Consider the following 16,480-nt stretch of genomic DNA (forward strand, 5'->3'; position numbering starts at 1 on the left):
AAAGGAGCTGTGGCATGGAAGTAAAGGGGATTGGAATGATTGGTGTGGGGAATATGGCTTCTGCGATTGCTAAGGCAATTGTGAAGGCTGTACCCGAAGAAACGTTATATCTGGCTAACCGAACAGCCAACAAAATAGAAAATCTAGTTGAAGAACTTCAAGCTAAACAGGTCTTGATGGAATCAGTCGCTTCAGACATGCTTCAACACTGTAATATGATATTTATTGGCGTTAAACCAAAAGACATTACTGACTTGTTCACATCTTTTGCAGATAGTCTGGATACGTCACACTCAATCACTTGGATTAGTATGGCATCAAACGTTTCTTTGGCTGAATTAGCGCGCTTGACGCCTGAGCATCACCGTTGGATTCGCATCATGCCTAATACGCCTGTTGAAGTGGGGGAAGGCTTTACGAGTTATTGTTTTGATGCGCCAAATTTCTCGGAAACAATACTTGAGCGATTTACGAAATTAATGAGTGCATCAGGCACACTTTCTCAGGTACCGGAGTCTTTATTCGATACAGCTAGTGGCCTTGCCGGTTGTAGTCCAGCTTTTATTTTTCAATTAATTGAGGCTATGAGCGACGCTGGAGTGGCCTATGGCTTAGGACGTGACCAGAGTATCCAAATGGCTGCACAAGCTGTTAAAGGGGCTGCAGCGATGGTTTTAGAAACGGAACGTCATCCCGCTCAATTAAAAGATGCGGTGACGAGTCCTGGTGGAACGACCATTGCCGGCGTGACTACATTAGAGGCTGAAGGTTTTCGTTCAGCAATTATTAAAGGGATTTCGGCTTCAATAGAAAAGACACGTGAATTACAACAATAAAAAAAAGAACTCCTGCTTATTCGGTAGGAGTTTTACTTTTATAGACCAATAGGAGGACTTTTATGAAAACGTTAGGCTACTTTAATACACCAGTTAACGCAACCTATCAACTAGTTGTTGATGATGTGCATACTCTTTATATCGAAGAATGTGGTAAACCTGATGGGCAGCCGGTGTTATTTTTACATGGTGGACCAGGGGGTGCGATTAGTGAAACCTCGAGACGATTTTTTGACCCTGCATATTATCGCATCATATTATTTGATCAAAGGGGCAGTGGTAAAAGTACACCTTTTTTAAGTTTGAAAAACAATACGATTTTATACAGTGTTCGAGACATTGAAAAAATTCGCGAATATCTAGACATTGACTCTTGGTTTGTCTTCGGAGGCAGCTATGGTTCTACACTGGCTTTAGCGTATGCAATCGACTATCCACAAAGAGTGAAGCATTTAATTTTACGAGGAATTTTCTTGGGCCGTCAAGAAGATGTGGATTGGCTATTCCAGTTTGGAGCGAGTGAGTTTTATCCAGAAGAGTTCTCACAGTTTAAGCAACACGTGCCGGTCAATCAACAAGATGATCTAGTTGCAGCCTATTATGATTTGATGACCTCAGGGGATCAAATAAAGCGGCAAGCAGCCTGTAAAGCATGGAGTGATTGGGAAGGGGGGATTGTGACAATGGTTAAACCAGCCATTAAAAACAATCAGATTGAGCCGTCCGATTTATCACTTGGTTTATTAGAGGCGCATTATTTTGCTAATCAAATGTTTTGGAAAGAAGATAACTATATTTTAAACCGCGTGAAACGCTTAGAGAAAATCCCAATGGCGATTTTCCACGGTCGCTACGATGTCGATTGTCGCGTGAGTGGAGCCTATGATCTAAAACAAGCCTGTTCACATGCAGACTTATCGATTGTTGAATTAGCCGCTCATTCACCAAATGAAGGACCATTATTCGAAGCTTTAGTCACATATATGGATGAATTAAAAGAAGAAGTGTCAAGTTAGCAAAGCGTCACAGAAGATATTTAAGGACAATATGATAAAAAGAAAGCTCATCTCGCATAAGGCAAGATGAGCTTTTGTTTAGACGTAATTGTAAATACTGATGAACATAAAAAATGCACCGCCGATAACGAACAAATGCCAGATGACATGCATCCATTTATTAGCTTTCATACGGTAGAAGATGGTGCCTAATGAATACACAATCCCGCCGAATGCCAGTAAGAAAAGACCATTGATTTCAATGTTATGGTAAAGCGGGTAGATGATAATCACACCTAACCAGCCCAGCCCTAAATACATGTAAGTACTCAGTTTAGGGTATTTGTCTGTAGCAACTACTTCGAAAACGATGCCTGCGATAGCCAGACTCCAAATCAAAGCCAGTAATAAATATCCAAGTGTTCCTCCAATTGAAATCATCAGATAAGGTGTATAAGTTCCAGCAATTAAGAGATAAATTGAACCGTGATCTAGTTTTTGAAAGATTGCTTTATATTTGCTAAAACTAAAGCTGTGGTATAAGGTTGAATTTAAGAAAAGGGTAAAAAGACTAACGCCGTAGATGATGTAGGCTGTAATAGCGATGGGCGAAGAAACTTCAAAGCCTTTCATGACCAATAACACAATAGCGACGATGCTTAAAATCGCTGCTACACCATGGGTAATTGCATTGAACACTTCTGCTGTAATTTCTTGCTTCTTAGATATAGAATTTGTTTGAGTCATATCATCATTCCCTTTTGTATTAATACTATTATTGTACAACAATTAAAAATAAATGATAGTTTTTTTACTTTGCAATTCGATTACTTGTTAGTGAGTTGTCATAGTTTTATAATCGTTATATAGGAAAAAGAGTGATATAATAACAAGAGCAAAATTCGCAGAAATGAGGAAGTTTAAATGACAGATTCTAGATCGCAATTACCGAGGAAACGATCGTTTTTAGCTGGTTGTTTGAGTCATCTTGTCTTTTCAGTACTAGTCATTGGGCTATTAGTGGGTGGAGGCTATGTTTATTTGCAAAATTACTTACAACAGTACATTGGTGAAATCCCTACTGGCACTGTTACACAAGTCGATACTAGCCAAAAACAATCAATCAAGGTGGCTGTTAATCGAGAGACAACCAATTTGATGTTAAGTCGTTTTATTGGTCAAACTCCAGAAATTGACTTTTCAATTAAATGGGAAGAAGATTACTTATTAGGTGAAACTACGGTTCATTATAACGGTATGAATTTACCGGTGGAAATTAAGGCTGATTTAATCGTCGCCGAAGGCGGTTTTTTCCAAATTGTCATCGATTCAGTAAAGTTAGCCGAGATTCCTTTGCCTTCTGAAACGGCATATGAATTAGTGGCTAGTCAGCTGGTCCTACCTGAGTGGCTCATTTTTAATAATGATCAGCCGGTAATTGATGTTGATTTGAATCGAATTCCAATTGAACAAAGTAATATTCTATTAACTGCAGCAAAGGCTGACTTGGCTAATGATGAGATTACGCTAGAAGTTCATTATGATGCGGAAAATTTTGATTTATTGAGTAGCCTGCAATTTGGGCAATAGATGAGGGAGGTTGACTGAGTGAAACCAACATTTTATGAGTATATCCGACGCTATGTCGATCATGATGCTAAAGATCCAATGAGTCGTTTGGCTAATGCTATCCACAAGGATATCGCTTTTCCAAAACAGAGTAAAAGCTTTGATGAGGTATCAACTTATTTGGAGCAAAGTATCGAATATACGAAACTCTTGGTTATTTTTGACGAAGCATGGCATAATTATACATATGAGTAATAGATAAAATATATTCTGGAAGGAAGTAGATTATAAATGAGTACACATATTAACGCAGAACAAGGTGCAATTGCTAAAACGGTTTTATTTCCTGGAGATCCATTACGTGCCAAATATATCGCAGAAACATTCTTAGAAGATGTGACACAATATAATACAGTTCGCAACATGTTTGGATTCACAGGTACCTATAAAGGCGTTCCAATCTCAGTTCAGGGGTCAGGTATGGGAATACCTTCGGCAATGATTTATGCTGAAGAATTATATCAATTCTATAATGTTGAAACCATTATACGTGTCGGAACAGCAGGCGCTTTAAAAGAAGAGGTAAAAGTACGTGATATTGTTTTTGGTTTAGGAGCGACCACTGATTCAAGCGTGTTAAGAAATATTTTTGCAGGTGAAGTATCTTTTTCTGCAATTGCTAGCTTTAATGTGCTAGATACTGCTTACCACATTGCCAAAGACCATGATAAAGCAGCGATTCACGTAGGTAACATTCTTTCAAGTGACCGTTTCTACAATGAAGAGATGGATAAAGCGAAATTAGCTCGTTATGGTATCTTAGCTGTTGAAATGGAAGCAGCAGGTCTCTATTCAGTTGCAGCGAAACATAACCGCCAAGCGCTTGCTATGTGTACAATTAGTGATCATATTCTCACAGGCGAAGAAACAACCGCTGAAGAAAGACAAACAAGCTTTACTGATATGATGATTGTTGCACTAGAAACAGCGGTAGCATTAGAACAATAAAATTAATCGCTAGAGTCAAATCAGTCAGGAGATGAGTAGATGCATAAGATAAACGCTCGAAACAATCAGAAGAAAAATGTGATTATTTCCATAATCACTTTTATAGTTCTAATGACCGGCTCAGTCGTGACTCGGCCAGCTTATCACGCCCAGTTCGATTGGTTATTTGATCAAGAAAGTTTAATTACTGAAGAAAACCGCATAACTGATGAAGATCTTAAAGCTCTTGAAGATGTTTATAATTCAATTCAAGTGAACTACGTTGAAGAAGTCGATAAAATAGATTTATTAACCGGGGCTTTAAAAGGAATGGTGGATGCCATTGGTGATCCATATTCTGAGTATTTAAACGCAGAAGAATCCACTTCATTTGAAGAAGATTTTCAGGATTCCTTCGAAGGAATTGGCGTTCAGTTCATGATGGAAAACGGTCGTGTAACTGTCATTTCGCCGATTGATGGCACTCCAGCAGGAGAAGCTGGACTCTTACCAAATGATATCATTCTGGAAGCAGATGACGTCGAATTAAGCGATATGAATACAAACGAAGTCGTTAAATTAATCCGTGGGCCTAAGGGTTCCGATGTAAAGTTACTGATTCAAAGAAATAACTCAACATTTGACGTCGTTCTTACTCGCGATACGATTCCTAATATTACTGTAACAGGAGAAATCGATGCCAGCCAAGCGAGTATTGGTCATGTTAAAATATCACAATTTGCTGACAATACGTATAATGAATTAGTGGATGTGGTGCATGACTTACGTAGTCAAGGCGCAACAAGTCTGATCGTTGACTTGAGAATGAACCCGGGTGGCTTGTTAGATTCTGCCTTAGATATCGGGAATATGTTCTTAGAAGATGGCGATATGATTATGCAAATTAGCGAAAAAAACTCTGATGAAAATGCAGAGTTTGTAGCTAATGAGCGCGCCTATGGTTCTTTCAAAATAACCGAGCCGTATACAGTGTTAATCGACGAAGGAAGCGCAAGTGCTAGTGAAATACTAGCAGCTGCTGTTCAAGAGAATACTGATTCGAAATTAATTGGTCAAACAAGTTTTGGTAAAGGAACTGTTCAAACAATTTTAAATCAAAGTGAGATAGGTGAGTTAAAATTAACTTCTGCCAAATGGTTAACCCCTTCTGGAAATTGGATTCATGATGTTGGTATTGAACCGGATATTCTTGTAGAAGATTCCCCAGTTGCTTCATCACTATTGATGAATTCTAACGAAACACTTGAAGTGGGAGTTAGTAATGAGTTTGTTGAAAGTTTATCATTAATGTTAAATGCTTTAGGTTATGAAGTTTCCTCAGAAAGTTATTTTGATGAAACAGTTGAAGAGGCAGTTAAAGCCTTTCAAACTGACAATGAACTTGAAGCAGATGGAAAAGTCACGGGGGATACTGCTCATACTTTAAACCGATTAATCCGTGAACACTTAAAAGAAAATGATCCACAATATGATACGGCTATTGAACTATTACTAGAGGCCACGAATGATTAATTTTCTCAAAACAGTCATTATTGAAACGGTCAATGTCGTTTTTGCAGTCTTATTTGCTGTGATTATTTTTCTAGTGATGCGTGCTTTTGTGGTTCAACCATTTCAAGTAGAAGGTACATCCATGAATAACACTCTAGAAAATGGTCAACAGATGTTGATGTTCAAGATGACTGAATTGGAGCGTTTTGACATTGTCGTATTCCCTGATCCCAGAGGTTCACAGGATTCTTATGTAAAACGTATTATTGGTCTACCGGGGGATACGTTATATTATGAAGAGGATCAATTGATTTTAAATAATCAAATCGTAGATGAACCTTACCTAGAACCTTTAAAAGAGGCTAGTCAAGAGAATTTCACCCAAAATTTTAATCTTTGGGACAATTTAGGAGTGACAAGTGTTCCGGAAGGTTATTACTTCGTATTAGGTGATAATCGACCTTATTCTGGAGATAGTCGTCAGTTCGGTTTTGTTCCAATTGACTCTGTGATTGGAGAAGCAAATTTTGTCTATTTTCCCTTTAATGAATTTGGACTTTTACCATCCTATACATTAAATGATGTCGGTCAATTAGTAACAGATTAGATGCATACAAACAGATAATATTATGAAGCAATACGCTTATTTTTTTAATCACGCTGAAGATTTTCCTGACTAAACAGTTATTATGAGGTTAAGCCTCCATTATAACTGTTTAAACAAGAGGATAATTTGAGGCTGTGAAGTAAAAATAAGCGTGTTTTATTTATCAAGGATCATTTTAAGCGCTAAAATCGCACTAATCATTTTTACAAATTGAAAAATCTGTTATAATAACGAAGAATTGATTTCATGGCGTGCTTAAATAAAGTACAACTATAGATTATATCCATTCCATACTAAAAGGAGATGAAAACATGAAGAACATACAGTGGTTTCCTGGCCATATGGCTAAAGCTCGACGAGAAGCTACAGAAAAACTAAATTTAGTCGATGTTGTTATTGAGCTTGTTGATGCAAGACTTCCTGAATCTAGTCGAAATCCAATGATTCAAGAAATTATTGGTCAAAAACCAAGTGTTATTGTGTTAAACAAAGCGGATATCGCTGATCATAAAGTAACTAATGCTTGGTTAGAACATTACCGTTCTCAGAATCTTTCGGCCTTAGCAATTGATGCTCAACATCAAAAAGGCTTGAAAGCTCTAGAACAAGAATGTAAAAAAATTATGGCGCCTTATTTCGAAAAACAGAAAACAAAAGGTGTTAAACCTCGTCCGATTCGTTTGATGATCTTAGGGATTCCTAACGTAGGTAAGTCGACGTTAATTAACCGTTTTGTTGGTAAAAACCAAGCCCAAACGGGTAATAAACCTGGGGTAACTAAAGCGCAGAGATGGTTAAAAATGGGGCGTGAATTTGAACTGTTAGACACACCAGGAATATTATGGCCTAAGTTTGAAGACCCAGCAGTAGGGCAAAGATTGGCGATTAGTGGCGCGATTAAAGACTCGCTTCTTCATATGGACGACTTAGCGTTGAATTTAATTGCTATTCTAAGAGAGCGTTATCCTGAGGTTTTAAAGAAACAATTTCATATAAATGATGAATTATTACAAGATTCAACGAACGTAGAGTTGCTTCTGGCGATCACTAAATCAATAGGTTTAAAAGAAGATTATGATGAAGCCAGTCAACGTTTGATTCATCAATATCGTCAGAATAAATTAGGGAATATTAGTTTAGATATTCCAATAGAAAGTTTGGTTTAATGGATATTGAAACAAAGTTAACAGTTGCACAAATCAAGTCCAAACTTGACGTTATGAGTGAAAATAACCTTCAATTATTGGATAAATTAAAAGATGACCCACGTAAAAGTGTACATAAACTTGTCGAAAACAAAAAGAAACTCATCGAAAAAGGCAAGTTGTTATTAAAAGATCATGAAGAACGATTGTCTATTGAAAGAATGCTAAAAAAAAATCCAACGATTCAATATATAGCAGGAATTGATGAAGTAGGTCGTGGACCATTAGCGGGGCCAGTCGTGGCGGCTGCCGTTATCTTGCCAGAAGATTGTTCTCGTTTGATAGGGGTAAACGATTCGAAACAATTATCCTTTGCTAAACGTAAAGAATTTGATCAATTAATTCGTGAAGTTGCAGTAGAATATACGATTGCTGTCGTTGATAGCCAAGCGATTGACCGCTTGAATATATATGAAGCGACAAGGCATGCGATGTTAGAATCTGTTCGCCAATTAAATGTGACACCCGATTTTTTACTGTTAGATGCAATGAAAATAAATAGTGAGGTTGCTCAGAAAAGCATCATCAAGGGAGACCAAAAATCCTTATCGATTGCAGCCGCGAGTATTATCGCTAAGGTTTATCGTGATGAAATGATGATGGCTTATGCGCAGATGTATCCTGAATTTGGTTTCGATAAGCATATGGGGTATGGAACAAAACAACACTTAGAAGCCTTAAAAACTTATGGTTTTACGCCCATTCATCGTCAATCTTTTTCACCAGTTACGAATACATTAAAAGAATATAAATAAAATTTCTTAAACAGTTGGTTAAATGCTAATTGTTTTTTTTTGTATTTTTTCAAAATAAAAAGCATTTTCTGGCTTAAAATGTGTATTTATATAAAAGGAGGTTTTTATATGAATACATTTATGAATCCCAAGATGACTTGGAAAGAAAGTATTATATTTTTAAAATCACAAAGTTGCTCTTATCATTTTGTCTTTGAATATTTCAAATTAGGGGTTACGAAACATCTTACACAGGTTGAAATTGATGAACAAACGCTCCGGCTGCTACTTGAAGAACTCATCTCACAAGTGGAGGGTAGACGGATAAAACTACCAAACCTTAACCGATTATTGACTAACTATGACAATTCTTTAATGATGACCAAAACATTATCTAAGCAATCATTTATGATTGGTGATTCAATCTATCCTCATAATTGGCTACAACTGCCTCAACCACCTATACTAGTATTTTATGAAGGAGAGCTTGCTTGTTTAACTAAACCTACAATATCTGTTATTGGTACAAGGGCTATGAGCGCGTATGGAAGAGAAATCGTGACACAATTAGTCAGTGAATTTGTCACAAATAATTGGATTAGCGTTTCAGGTATGGCTAAAGGCGTCGATACTGCCGTTCACCTAACGGCATGTCAATTAAAGAAGGGCTCTAGTATTGGTATTCTTGCTAACGGCTTTCAATATGTTTATCCTTACGAGAATATGAGTTTGCAAGCCGAAATGTCTATGAATCACTTACTACTGAGTGAATACTTACCAAATGTGAAGGCGCGCCCTCATCACTTTGTTATGCGGAATCGATTAATCGCTGGTTTAAGTTTGGCGACGATTGTGATCGAAGCTGCTAAAAAAAGTGGGAGTTTAATCACCGCAAACTACGCTTTGCAATGCAATCGAGAAGTATTCGTATTACCTGGACGCATTAATGACCCCCAAGCATACGGCTGTAATTCTTTAATTCATCATGGAGCAATTCCCATCGTTTCTATAGAGGAATGTGTAGAAGAACTAGCCAATCTTTTTATCAAATTGGTGTAAATTGACGCTTTATATAGTAGGTAAAAATATCTTATGTTTGACAGATGCAAAACTTTAGCATAAGATTGTAACGATTTTAACTAACGAAATCTGATAGATAATATATAACGAAGACCACATGAAAGGACGTAGAATGATTATATGGCATATAAATATTTAGTTATCGTCGAATCACCTACAAAAGCTAAAACCATTGATAAATATTTAGGTAGAAATTATAAAGTAGTCGCTAGTAAGGGACACTTACGAGATTTACCCAAAAGTAAAATGGGTGTTGATATTGAAAACAGTTTCGAACCTCATTACATCAGTATTAGAGGTCGAGGCGATACAATTAAAGAATTAAGAAAATTAGCGAAAAAAGCAGAAAAAGTTTTTCTCGCAGCTGACCCGGACCGTGAAGGGGAAGCGATTGCTTGGCATTTAGGGTTCTTATTAAACTTAGACCCAGATGCTGAAAATCGTGTTGTATTTAATGAAATTACTAAAGAATCAGTCAAAGAAGCATTTAAAACACCGCGAAAAATTGATAAAGATTTAGTTGATGCTCAACAAGCTAGACGTATTTTAGACCGTATTGTGGGTTACTCAATTTCACCATTGTTATGGAAAAAAATAAAAAAAGGGCTAAGTGCTGGTCGCGTTCAATCAACGTCTTTAAAAATGATTATTGATCGCGAAAATGAAATTCGCAACTTTAAACCGGAAGAGTATTGGTCAATTCCTACAAAATTTAAAAAAGGTCGTTCTTCTTTTGAAGCTGCTTTTTATGGGATTGATGGGAAGAAAACAGAATTAAAAAACGAAGTTGATGTCAAAGCAGTGATGGCTCGTTTAGATCAAGAAAAAACGTTTGAAGTTGTTGATATTGAAGAAAAAGAAAGACGCAGAAAGCCACTTTCGCCGTTTACCACGAGTACATTGCAACAAGAAGCTTCGAATCGTCTGAATTTCCGAACCAGTAAAACCATGATGGTCGCTCAACAATTATATGAAGGAATTGCCATTGGTCGTAATACAATTGGTTTAATCACTTATATGCGTACTGACTCAACACGAATTGCACCTAGTGCAAAAAATGCAGCCGCTGATTTTATAGAGACAGAATATGGGAAAGAGTATTTAGGAGCGGGGCGTAAGATTGTTAATACTGCTGGTGCTCAAGATGCACATGAGGCTATTCGTCCATCTAATGCGAGTATGACACCTGAAAGTATAAAAGATTCACTTTCACGTGATCAATTCCGTTTATATGCCTTGATTTGGGCTCGTTTTATGGCTAGCCAAATGTCAGATGCGATATTCGATACGATTCGTGCTGATATTAATCAAAATGATGTCATGTTTAGAGCCAATGGTTCTCGAATTAAATTTGATGGTTTCTTAAAGGTTTATCCAAACAACAGCTCGAAAGATAATTATCTACCAGCTCTTACAGTTGGAGACGCAGTAAATGCTACTGAAATTGAACCGACTCAACACTTTACACAGCCACCTGCTCGATATAATGAAGCAAGTCTAGTGAAAGTATTAGAAGAAAAAGGGATTGGACGCCCATCAACTTATTCACCAACAATTGAAACCCTACGACGTCGCTATTATGTGAAGCTAGTAGCTAAGCGATTTGAACCGACTGATTTAGGTGAAATCGTCAATGAAGTGATGAATGAATTTTTCCCTCAGATTGTAAATACAGATTTTACTGCTGGAATGGAAATGAATCTTGACGAAATTGAAGAAGGTAAACGTGAATGGGTGGCTGTTCTTGAACAATTCTATAGTACTTTTGGTGAAGATTTAGAAAAAGCCGAAAAAGATATGGAAAAAATTGAAATTAAAGATGAACCTGCTGGCTTTGACTGTCCAGAATGTGGCAACGCGATGGTTATTAAAATTGGTCGGTATGGAAAATTCTATGCATGTAGTAATTTCCCAGAGTGTCGTCATACAGAAGCAATTGTTCATAAAATTGGTGTGACATGTCCAACATGTAAACAAGGCGATGTTATTGAACGTAAGTCTAAGAAAAATCGTCTGTTCTACGGATGTAATCGATACCCAGAATGTGAGTTTGTTTCTTGGGATAAACCAGTTGCACGTGATTGTCCTAAGTGTGAACACTACTTAATTGAAAAAGTGTCACGTAAAGGAAAGCAAGTCAAATGTAGTAACTGTGATTACGAAGAAGCTCTTGAAAGTTAATCTATAATTCACATTAAAGCGGTAAAATAAGACCTTAGTTCAATGAAACTGAGGTCTTATTCTGTTATGCTATAATAGCGATTATTGGGAGGGATTTTGTGGACGCTAAAGTGTCAGCTTTTATCCGTTATTTATTGAACGAAAGACGTTATTCTGATTTAACCATCCAAGCTTATCAGCGAGATTTAAACGAATTTGAAGGTTTTTTACTAAGTTCTGGTGGCGTGTCTTTTAATGAGATTGCTTACCAAGATGTTCGGTTATATTTAGCTTTTTTAACAGAGAAAGAATTGTCTCGAACGACAATCGCTCGAAAGCTATCCACTTTACGCTCTTTTTTTAAGTATGCAGTGCAACAACAGTGGACGGAAATTAACCCGATGGAGTTAATTCAATACAATTCAAAGAAACAACGTTTGCCTGATTTTTTCTATGAAAGCGAAATAAATTCAATTATTGAAGCAGCCAAACGCGACGATCATCCATCAGCTACACGTAACGTTGCAATACTAGAATTGCTTTATGCAACTGGGATGCGTGTTAGTGAATGCTGTCAGCTAAAAGTATCGCAAGTTGATTTCAATATACAAATGATACGTGTTATTGGAAAAGGTAATAAAGAACGCATTATACCCGTTGGTGATCAAGCAATCGCAGCAGTATTAGATTACCAAAAAAATTTACGTGATCAATTAATCGCTAACATACCGAATTCACCTTATCGGGACTTCCTTTTTCTGTCTGATAAGGGAAAACCTTTAACCGCTGCGCAAGTGAGAACAATTCTTAATCGAATTGTCGACCAGCACGGATTAAACTTAAAGATACACCCTCATAAATTAAGGCATACTTTTGCGACCCATTTGTTAAATAATGGGGCGGACATGCGGAGTGTGCAAGAATTATTAGGACATGTGGATTTGAGTTCAACACAAATCTATACTCATGTGACTAAAGATAAGTTAAGACAAACTTACTTACAGGTTCATCCTAGAGCTAAAAGACAAACAAAAACTGAGGAGGATTAATTTATGACAACAATATGTGCAGTAAAAAAAGATAATCAACTAGCAATGGCTGGTGACGGACAAATCACGATGGGCGAATCTGTCATTATGAAAGGCAGCGCACGTAAATTAAGACGTATTTATAATAATCAAGTCGTTGTTGGTTTCGCTGGCGGAGTGGCAGATGCGATTACATTATCAGAAATGTTTGAAGAAAAACTACAGACTCATCAAGGTCAATTGACTCGTGCAGCTGTGGAAGTAGCTAAACAGTGGAGAACAGACCGTTCTTTACAAAAGCTGGAAGCATTACTGATTGTTATGAACCATGAGACAATTTTATTAGTAAGCGGAACGGGTGAAGTGATTGAGCCTGACGATGGGATATTAACAATTGGATCAGGTGGCAATTATGCTCTGGCAGCTGGTAGAGCAATGCTTAGAAATGCAGAGACTTTATCTGCACGTGACATTGCGGAACAATCGTTAAAAATAGCTAGTGAAATTGACGTCTTTACAAATGACCAAATTATTGTCGAAGAAATAACTAAAAGTTAACGTTTGATAAGGGACAAACATATTAATGTTTAACTAATAAACAATAAACTATTAATCATTCAAGGAGTTGTTATGATGAAAGAATTAACACCACGTAAGGTAGTCGCTGAATTAGATAAATATATTATTGGACAAGATGATGCCAAACGAGCAATTGCCATTGCATTAAGAAACCGCTTAAGACGCTTACGTTTAGATGGCGATATGAAACAAGAAGTTAAACCAAAGAACTTACTAATGATTGGACCAACAGGTGTTGGTAAAACGGAAATTGCTAGACGTCTTGCTGATATTTCACAATCGCCTTTTGTTAAAGTAGAAGCAACAAAATATACAGAAGTCGGTTACGTCGGTCGAGATGTTGAATCGATGGTACGTGATTTAGTTGAAGATAGTATCCGATTAGTTAAAAAACAACAACATCTTGACGTTCACGATGAAGCCCAAGCAAAGGCAGTTGATCGCATTGCGAAAGCTTTACGTCCAGGACAAAAAGTTAAAAAAGAAGAGCCTACTAGCCAACCAGCTGGAATGGGGAACATTATGGATATGTTTAAGCAATTTACACCTCAAGCGGCCGACGTAGAAGAGGAAGAAGAAGAAATTGTTACAGATGAAGTGGCTTCTTCACGCCGTCAAATTCGCCAACAAATCCGAGAAGGTTTACTCGACAATCATGAAGTAACGGTTAAAATTGAAGAGAAAAAATTGCAATTAAACAACATGAATCCTGCGATGGAACAAATGATGGAAATGCAAGAAAGTCTAACAGCTATGCGTCCGAAAAAGAAAATCGAGCGGACACTAACTGTAAAAGAAGCAGTAGAATTGCTGACAGAAGAAGAAGCAGATCGTTTAGTTAACCAAGAAGATATTAATCAAAAAGCTCTTAAGTTAGCAGAAGAAAGCGGGATTATTTTCATTGATGAGATGGATAAAATCGCTACTAAAAATCAAAATGCTGGAGAAGTGAGTCGTCAAGGCGTTCAGCGAGATATTTTACCGATTGTTGAAGGGAGTCAAATTCAAACGAAGTATGGTGTCATTGCAACGGATCACATCTTGTTTATTGGTAGTGGTGCCTTCCATATGTCTAAACCATCTGATTTAATTCCTGAATTACAGGGGCGTTTCCCAATTCGTGTAAACCTTAATGACTTAACAAGAGACGATTTTGTTCGCATTCTGATTGAACCTAAGAATGCCTTAGTTAAACAATACCAAGCTTTATTAGCGACTGAAGGCGTCGAAGTCGACTTTACTGAAGAAGCGATTGCCAAGATGGCTGAATATGCGGTACACTTAAATGAGAATACAGATAATATTGGTGCACGTCGTCTTCATACAATTCTAGAAACTTTATTAGAAGAATTACTCTTTGAATCTGCCGAGATGCAAATGGGGCATATTGATATTACGGAACAATATGTTGAGCAGAAATTAGAAAAAATTGTTGAAAACAGAGACTTGAGCCACTATATTCTATAATATAGGAGTGTGATTGCGATGATTACTTTATCAAACGATGCATTAACTATTACTATTAATGAATTAGGTGCGGAATTAACTTCTGTCATCGATAATAAAACTGGTTATGAATTTCTGTGGCAAGGTGATTCGAATTTTTGGAATCGTCAAGCACCTGTTTTATTCCCGAATATTGGTGTATTTAAAGATGATACGTATCAATATCAAGAAAAAGACTATACTTTAGGACGTCATGGCTTTGCTCGCGATAAAAATTTCGTTGCACAGAATGTTACAGCAAATTCTGCGAGTTTTTATATTAAAAGTGATGAAGAAACTTTGGCACATTATCCATTTGAATTCAGTTTCCAAATTACATATATTCTATTTACGAACCGAATCACAGTCACTTACGAAATACTGAACACATCTGCTGTTGATAAAATGTATTATAACGTCGGTGGGCATCCTGGATTCAATGTTAGCCATACCAACACTAAAACTGGTAGGCCTGAATTTGATGATATTAGTTTTCATTTTGAACCAAGTGGCCAATATTTACATATCCCCTTTTATGAAGGTGGCTTAACTGAGCGAAAGAAAGCTAAATATACACTAGTCGATAATATTCCTTTATTACATCGATCATTCAAGAAAGATGCCTTAGTTTACCAAATAAGTGAACACACAGAGGCTGTACTGAATGACCCTAACAATGAGGTGCAAATTCGCTTAAAGCCCAATCGCATGAATTTCATGGGGATTTGGTCGCCTTATCCTGCTAAAGCAAGTTTTATTAGTTTAGAACCCTGGGCTGGTTTGTCAGATGACGTGTCTGCTACTGGTGATTTAACTGAAAAATATGGTGTGTTTGAATTATTACCAAATCAAATCATGACACATGACTACACGATGACCTTTAATAAAGGACCATTAGACTAAATGTTGTTTTAACTATATAATAATCTAGAAAATACAGCAGACTCTAAAAAATGAGTTTGCTGTATTTTCTAGATTATGACCATTTGATAAAAAAGATACTTCGAGCAAGCTCGAAGTATCTTAGACAATTTATTTTTTTGACTTGTTCAAACCAAAGCTCAAACGACTTTCCTCACCTTTGATAATTCGGTGAATATTCGTTCGATGGCGATACATCATGAATAGAGCAATCAATAAAAATCCAATGCCGTAGATTAACGACGATGATTTGATGAAGATGTAAATGGCGATAATTGCATAACTTAACATCGCTGATAAACTGACCATACTCGTAATAAAAACTAATAAAACTAGTAAGCCCACTTGAACTAAAGCAATGTTAAACCAGAAACCTAGTAATACGCCAATTGAAGTAGCCACAACTTTTCCTCCACGGAAGCTAGCCCATAATGGGTATGCATGACCCAAGATAGAAGCTAGCCCAGTTAACATGATAGCCCAGTCCAAAGATGGGAAAAAGTGTTTAGTTAACAATATTGGTAGCCAACCTTTCAAAACATCCACCGCAATAACCAAAATTGCGGCAAGAGCTCCAAAGTTACGCCCAACGTTTGTACCCCCACTATTACCACTACCTAATTCACGTACGTCTATTTTATGTACGAATTTTGAATACCAGACACCAGAGGGAATTGAGCCGGCTAAATAAGCCAGGAAAATAAACAGTATTGGCATCCAAATAGTTACGTTTTGTTCCATAATAAACCTCCCTTTGACTTTTCTATTTTACCACGAAAAAT

The 16,480-nt window shown here is 37.0% G+C and carries 17 protein-coding genes; 15 read left to right on the forward strand and 2 right to left on the reverse strand.

What is annotated here, in order from left to right:
• The first annotated feature begins 14 nt into the window (after positions 1–14).
• Complete coding sequence (gene proC / locus ACTQ5J_RS02470; protein ID WP_441750424.1) at positions 15–836, forward strand: pyrroline-5-carboxylate reductase; 822 nt, start codon at positions 15–17, stop codon at positions 834–836.
• Positions 837–898: 62 nt separating this feature from the next.
• Entirely contained in the window at positions 899–1,852 is a 954-nt protein-coding gene (pip, locus tag ACTQ5J_RS02475) for a prolyl aminopeptidase (RefSeq protein WP_441750425.1), read from the forward strand.
• Between the two features lie 78 nt (positions 1,853–1,930).
• Here pip and trhA read toward each other — a convergent pair whose 3' ends face one another.
• A complete protein-coding gene (gene trhA / locus ACTQ5J_RS02480; RefSeq protein WP_441750426.1) occupies positions 1,931–2,578 on the reverse strand; it encodes a PAQR family membrane homeostasis protein TrhA in 648 nt (215 codons plus the stop codon).
• Positions 2,579–2,755: 177 nt separating this feature from the next.
• Here trhA and ACTQ5J_RS02485 point away from each other — a divergent pair, with 177 nt between their 5' ends.
• From ACTQ5J_RS02485 to ACTQ5J_RS02545, 13 genes are all read left to right on the forward strand, one after another.
• Positions 2,756–3,421, forward strand: coding sequence for a DUF2140 family protein (locus ACTQ5J_RS02485; RefSeq protein WP_441750427.1), 666 nt, complete (start codon positions 2,756–2,758; stop codon positions 3,419–3,421).
• A gap of 18 nt (positions 3,422–3,439) precedes the next feature.
• Positions 3,440–3,655 carry a YozE family protein gene (locus ACTQ5J_RS02490; protein ID WP_441750428.1) on the forward strand — a complete coding sequence of 72 codons (216 nt, stop codon included), beginning with the start codon at positions 3,440–3,442 and terminating at the stop codon, positions 3,653–3,655.
• A gap of 36 nt (positions 3,656–3,691) precedes the next feature.
• Positions 3,692–4,408 (forward strand): purine-nucleoside phosphorylase, encoded by a 717-nt coding sequence (gene deoD / locus ACTQ5J_RS02495; RefSeq protein ID WP_441750429.1) that lies wholly within the window; start codon positions 3,692–3,694, stop codon positions 4,406–4,408.
• Between the two features lie 39 nt (positions 4,409–4,447).
• The gene (locus tag ACTQ5J_RS02500; protein WP_441750430.1) at positions 4,448–5,920 is read left to right on the forward strand and encodes a S41 family peptidase; all 1,473 of its coding nucleotides are present in this window, start codon (positions 4,448–4,450) and stop codon (positions 5,918–5,920) included.
• Positions 5,913–6,506 carry a signal peptidase I gene (gene lepB / locus ACTQ5J_RS02505; protein WP_441750431.1) on the forward strand — a complete coding sequence of 198 codons (594 nt, stop codon included), beginning with the start codon at positions 5,913–5,915 and terminating at the stop codon, positions 6,504–6,506. The genes ACTQ5J_RS02500 and lepB overlap by 8 nt, the downstream gene beginning before the upstream one ends.
• A gap of 311 nt (positions 6,507–6,817) precedes the next feature.
• Complete coding sequence (ylqF, locus tag ACTQ5J_RS02510; protein ID WP_441750432.1) at positions 6,818–7,672, forward strand: ribosome biogenesis GTPase YlqF; 855 nt, start codon at positions 6,818–6,820, stop codon at positions 7,670–7,672.
• Complete coding sequence (locus ACTQ5J_RS02515; RefSeq protein ID WP_441750433.1) at positions 7,672–8,466, forward strand: ribonuclease HII; 795 nt, start codon at positions 7,672–7,674, stop codon at positions 8,464–8,466. Before ylqF ends, ACTQ5J_RS02515 begins: the two co-directional genes overlap by 1 nt.
• 108 nt (positions 8,467–8,574) lie before the next feature.
• Positions 8,575–9,504, forward strand: coding sequence for a DNA-processing protein DprA (gene dprA, locus ACTQ5J_RS02520; protein ID WP_441750434.1), 930 nt, complete (start codon positions 8,575–8,577; stop codon positions 9,502–9,504).
• A 141-nt stretch (positions 9,505–9,645) separates the two neighbouring features.
• The gene (gene topA, locus ACTQ5J_RS02525; protein ID WP_441750435.1) at positions 9,646–11,706 is read left to right on the forward strand and encodes a type I DNA topoisomerase; all 2,061 of its coding nucleotides are present in this window, start codon (positions 9,646–9,648) and stop codon (positions 11,704–11,706) included.
• Positions 11,707–11,804: 98 nt separating this feature from the next.
• Complete coding sequence (gene xerC, locus ACTQ5J_RS02530; protein WP_441750436.1) at positions 11,805–12,734, forward strand: tyrosine recombinase XerC; 930 nt, start codon at positions 11,805–11,807, stop codon at positions 12,732–12,734.
• A 3-nt stretch (positions 12,735–12,737) separates the two neighbouring features.
• A complete protein-coding gene (gene hslV, locus ACTQ5J_RS02535) occupies positions 12,738–13,271 on the forward strand; it encodes an ATP-dependent protease subunit HslV (RefSeq protein WP_441750437.1) in 534 nt (177 codons plus the stop codon).
• Positions 13,272–13,346: 75 nt separating this feature from the next.
• On the forward strand, positions 13,347–14,759 hold the full coding sequence (gene hslU, locus ACTQ5J_RS02540; protein ID WP_441750438.1) for an ATP-dependent protease ATPase subunit HslU: 1,413 nt from the start codon (positions 13,347–13,349) through the stop codon (positions 14,757–14,759).
• A gap of 18 nt (positions 14,760–14,777) precedes the next feature.
• Positions 14,778–15,680 (forward strand): aldose 1-epimerase family protein, encoded by a 903-nt coding sequence (locus ACTQ5J_RS02545; protein WP_441750439.1) that lies wholly within the window; start codon positions 14,778–14,780, stop codon positions 15,678–15,680.
• Positions 15,681–15,809: 129 nt separating this feature from the next.
• Here ACTQ5J_RS02545 and plsY read toward each other — a convergent pair whose 3' ends face one another.
• Positions 15,810–16,439 (reverse strand): glycerol-3-phosphate 1-O-acyltransferase PlsY, encoded by a 630-nt coding sequence (gene plsY / locus ACTQ5J_RS02550; RefSeq protein WP_441750440.1) that lies wholly within the window; start codon positions 16,437–16,439, stop codon positions 15,810–15,812.
• Positions 16,440–16,480: the final 41 nt, after the last annotated feature.

The sequence above is a fragment of the Fundicoccus sp. Sow4_F4 genome (assembly GCF_052116145.1).
Lineage (GTDB): Bacteria > Bacillota > Bacilli > Lactobacillales > Aerococcaceae > Fundicoccus.

Bases quoted from the DNA above. Each gene is read 5' to 3' on its own strand.
- proC (WP_441750424.1), top strand. From the start codon at position 15: ATGGAAGTAAAGGGGATTGGAATGATTGGTGTGGGGAATATGGCTTCT.
- pip (WP_441750425.1), top strand. From the start codon at position 899: ATGAAAACGTTAGGCTACTTTAATACACCAGTTAACGCAACCTATCAA.
- trhA (WP_441750426.1), bottom strand. From the start codon at position 2,578: ATGACTCAAACAAATTCTATATCTAAGAAGCAAGAAATTACAGCAGAA.
- ACTQ5J_RS02485 (WP_441750427.1), top strand. From the start codon at position 2,756: ATGACAGATTCTAGATCGCAATTACCGAGGAAACGATCGTTTTTAGCT.
- deoD (WP_441750429.1), top strand. From the start codon at position 3,692: ATGAGTACACATATTAACGCAGAACAAGGTGCAATTGCTAAAACGGTT.
- ACTQ5J_RS02500 (WP_441750430.1), top strand. From the start codon at position 4,448: ATGCATAAGATAAACGCTCGAAACAATCAGAAGAAAAATGTGATTATT.
- lepB (WP_441750431.1), top strand. From the start codon at position 5,913: ATGATTAATTTTCTCAAAACAGTCATTATTGAAACGGTCAATGTCGTT.
- ylqF (WP_441750432.1), top strand. From the start codon at position 6,818: ATGAAGAACATACAGTGGTTTCCTGGCCATATGGCTAAAGCTCGACGA.
- ACTQ5J_RS02515 (WP_441750433.1), top strand. From the start codon at position 7,672: ATGGATATTGAAACAAAGTTAACAGTTGCACAAATCAAGTCCAAACTT.
- dprA (WP_441750434.1), top strand. From the start codon at position 8,575: ATGAATACATTTATGAATCCCAAGATGACTTGGAAAGAAAGTATTATA.
- topA (WP_441750435.1), top strand. From the start codon at position 9,646: ATGGCATATAAATATTTAGTTATCGTCGAATCACCTACAAAAGCTAAA.
- hslV (WP_441750437.1), top strand. From the start codon at position 12,738: ATGACAACAATATGTGCAGTAAAAAAAGATAATCAACTAGCAATGGCT.
- hslU (WP_441750438.1), top strand. From the start codon at position 13,347: ATGAAAGAATTAACACCACGTAAGGTAGTCGCTGAATTAGATAAATAT.
- ACTQ5J_RS02545 (WP_441750439.1), top strand. From the start codon at position 14,778: ATGATTACTTTATCAAACGATGCATTAACTATTACTATTAATGAATTA.
- plsY (WP_441750440.1), bottom strand. From the start codon at position 16,439: ATGGAACAAAACGTAACTATTTGGATGCCAATACTGTTTATTTTCCTG.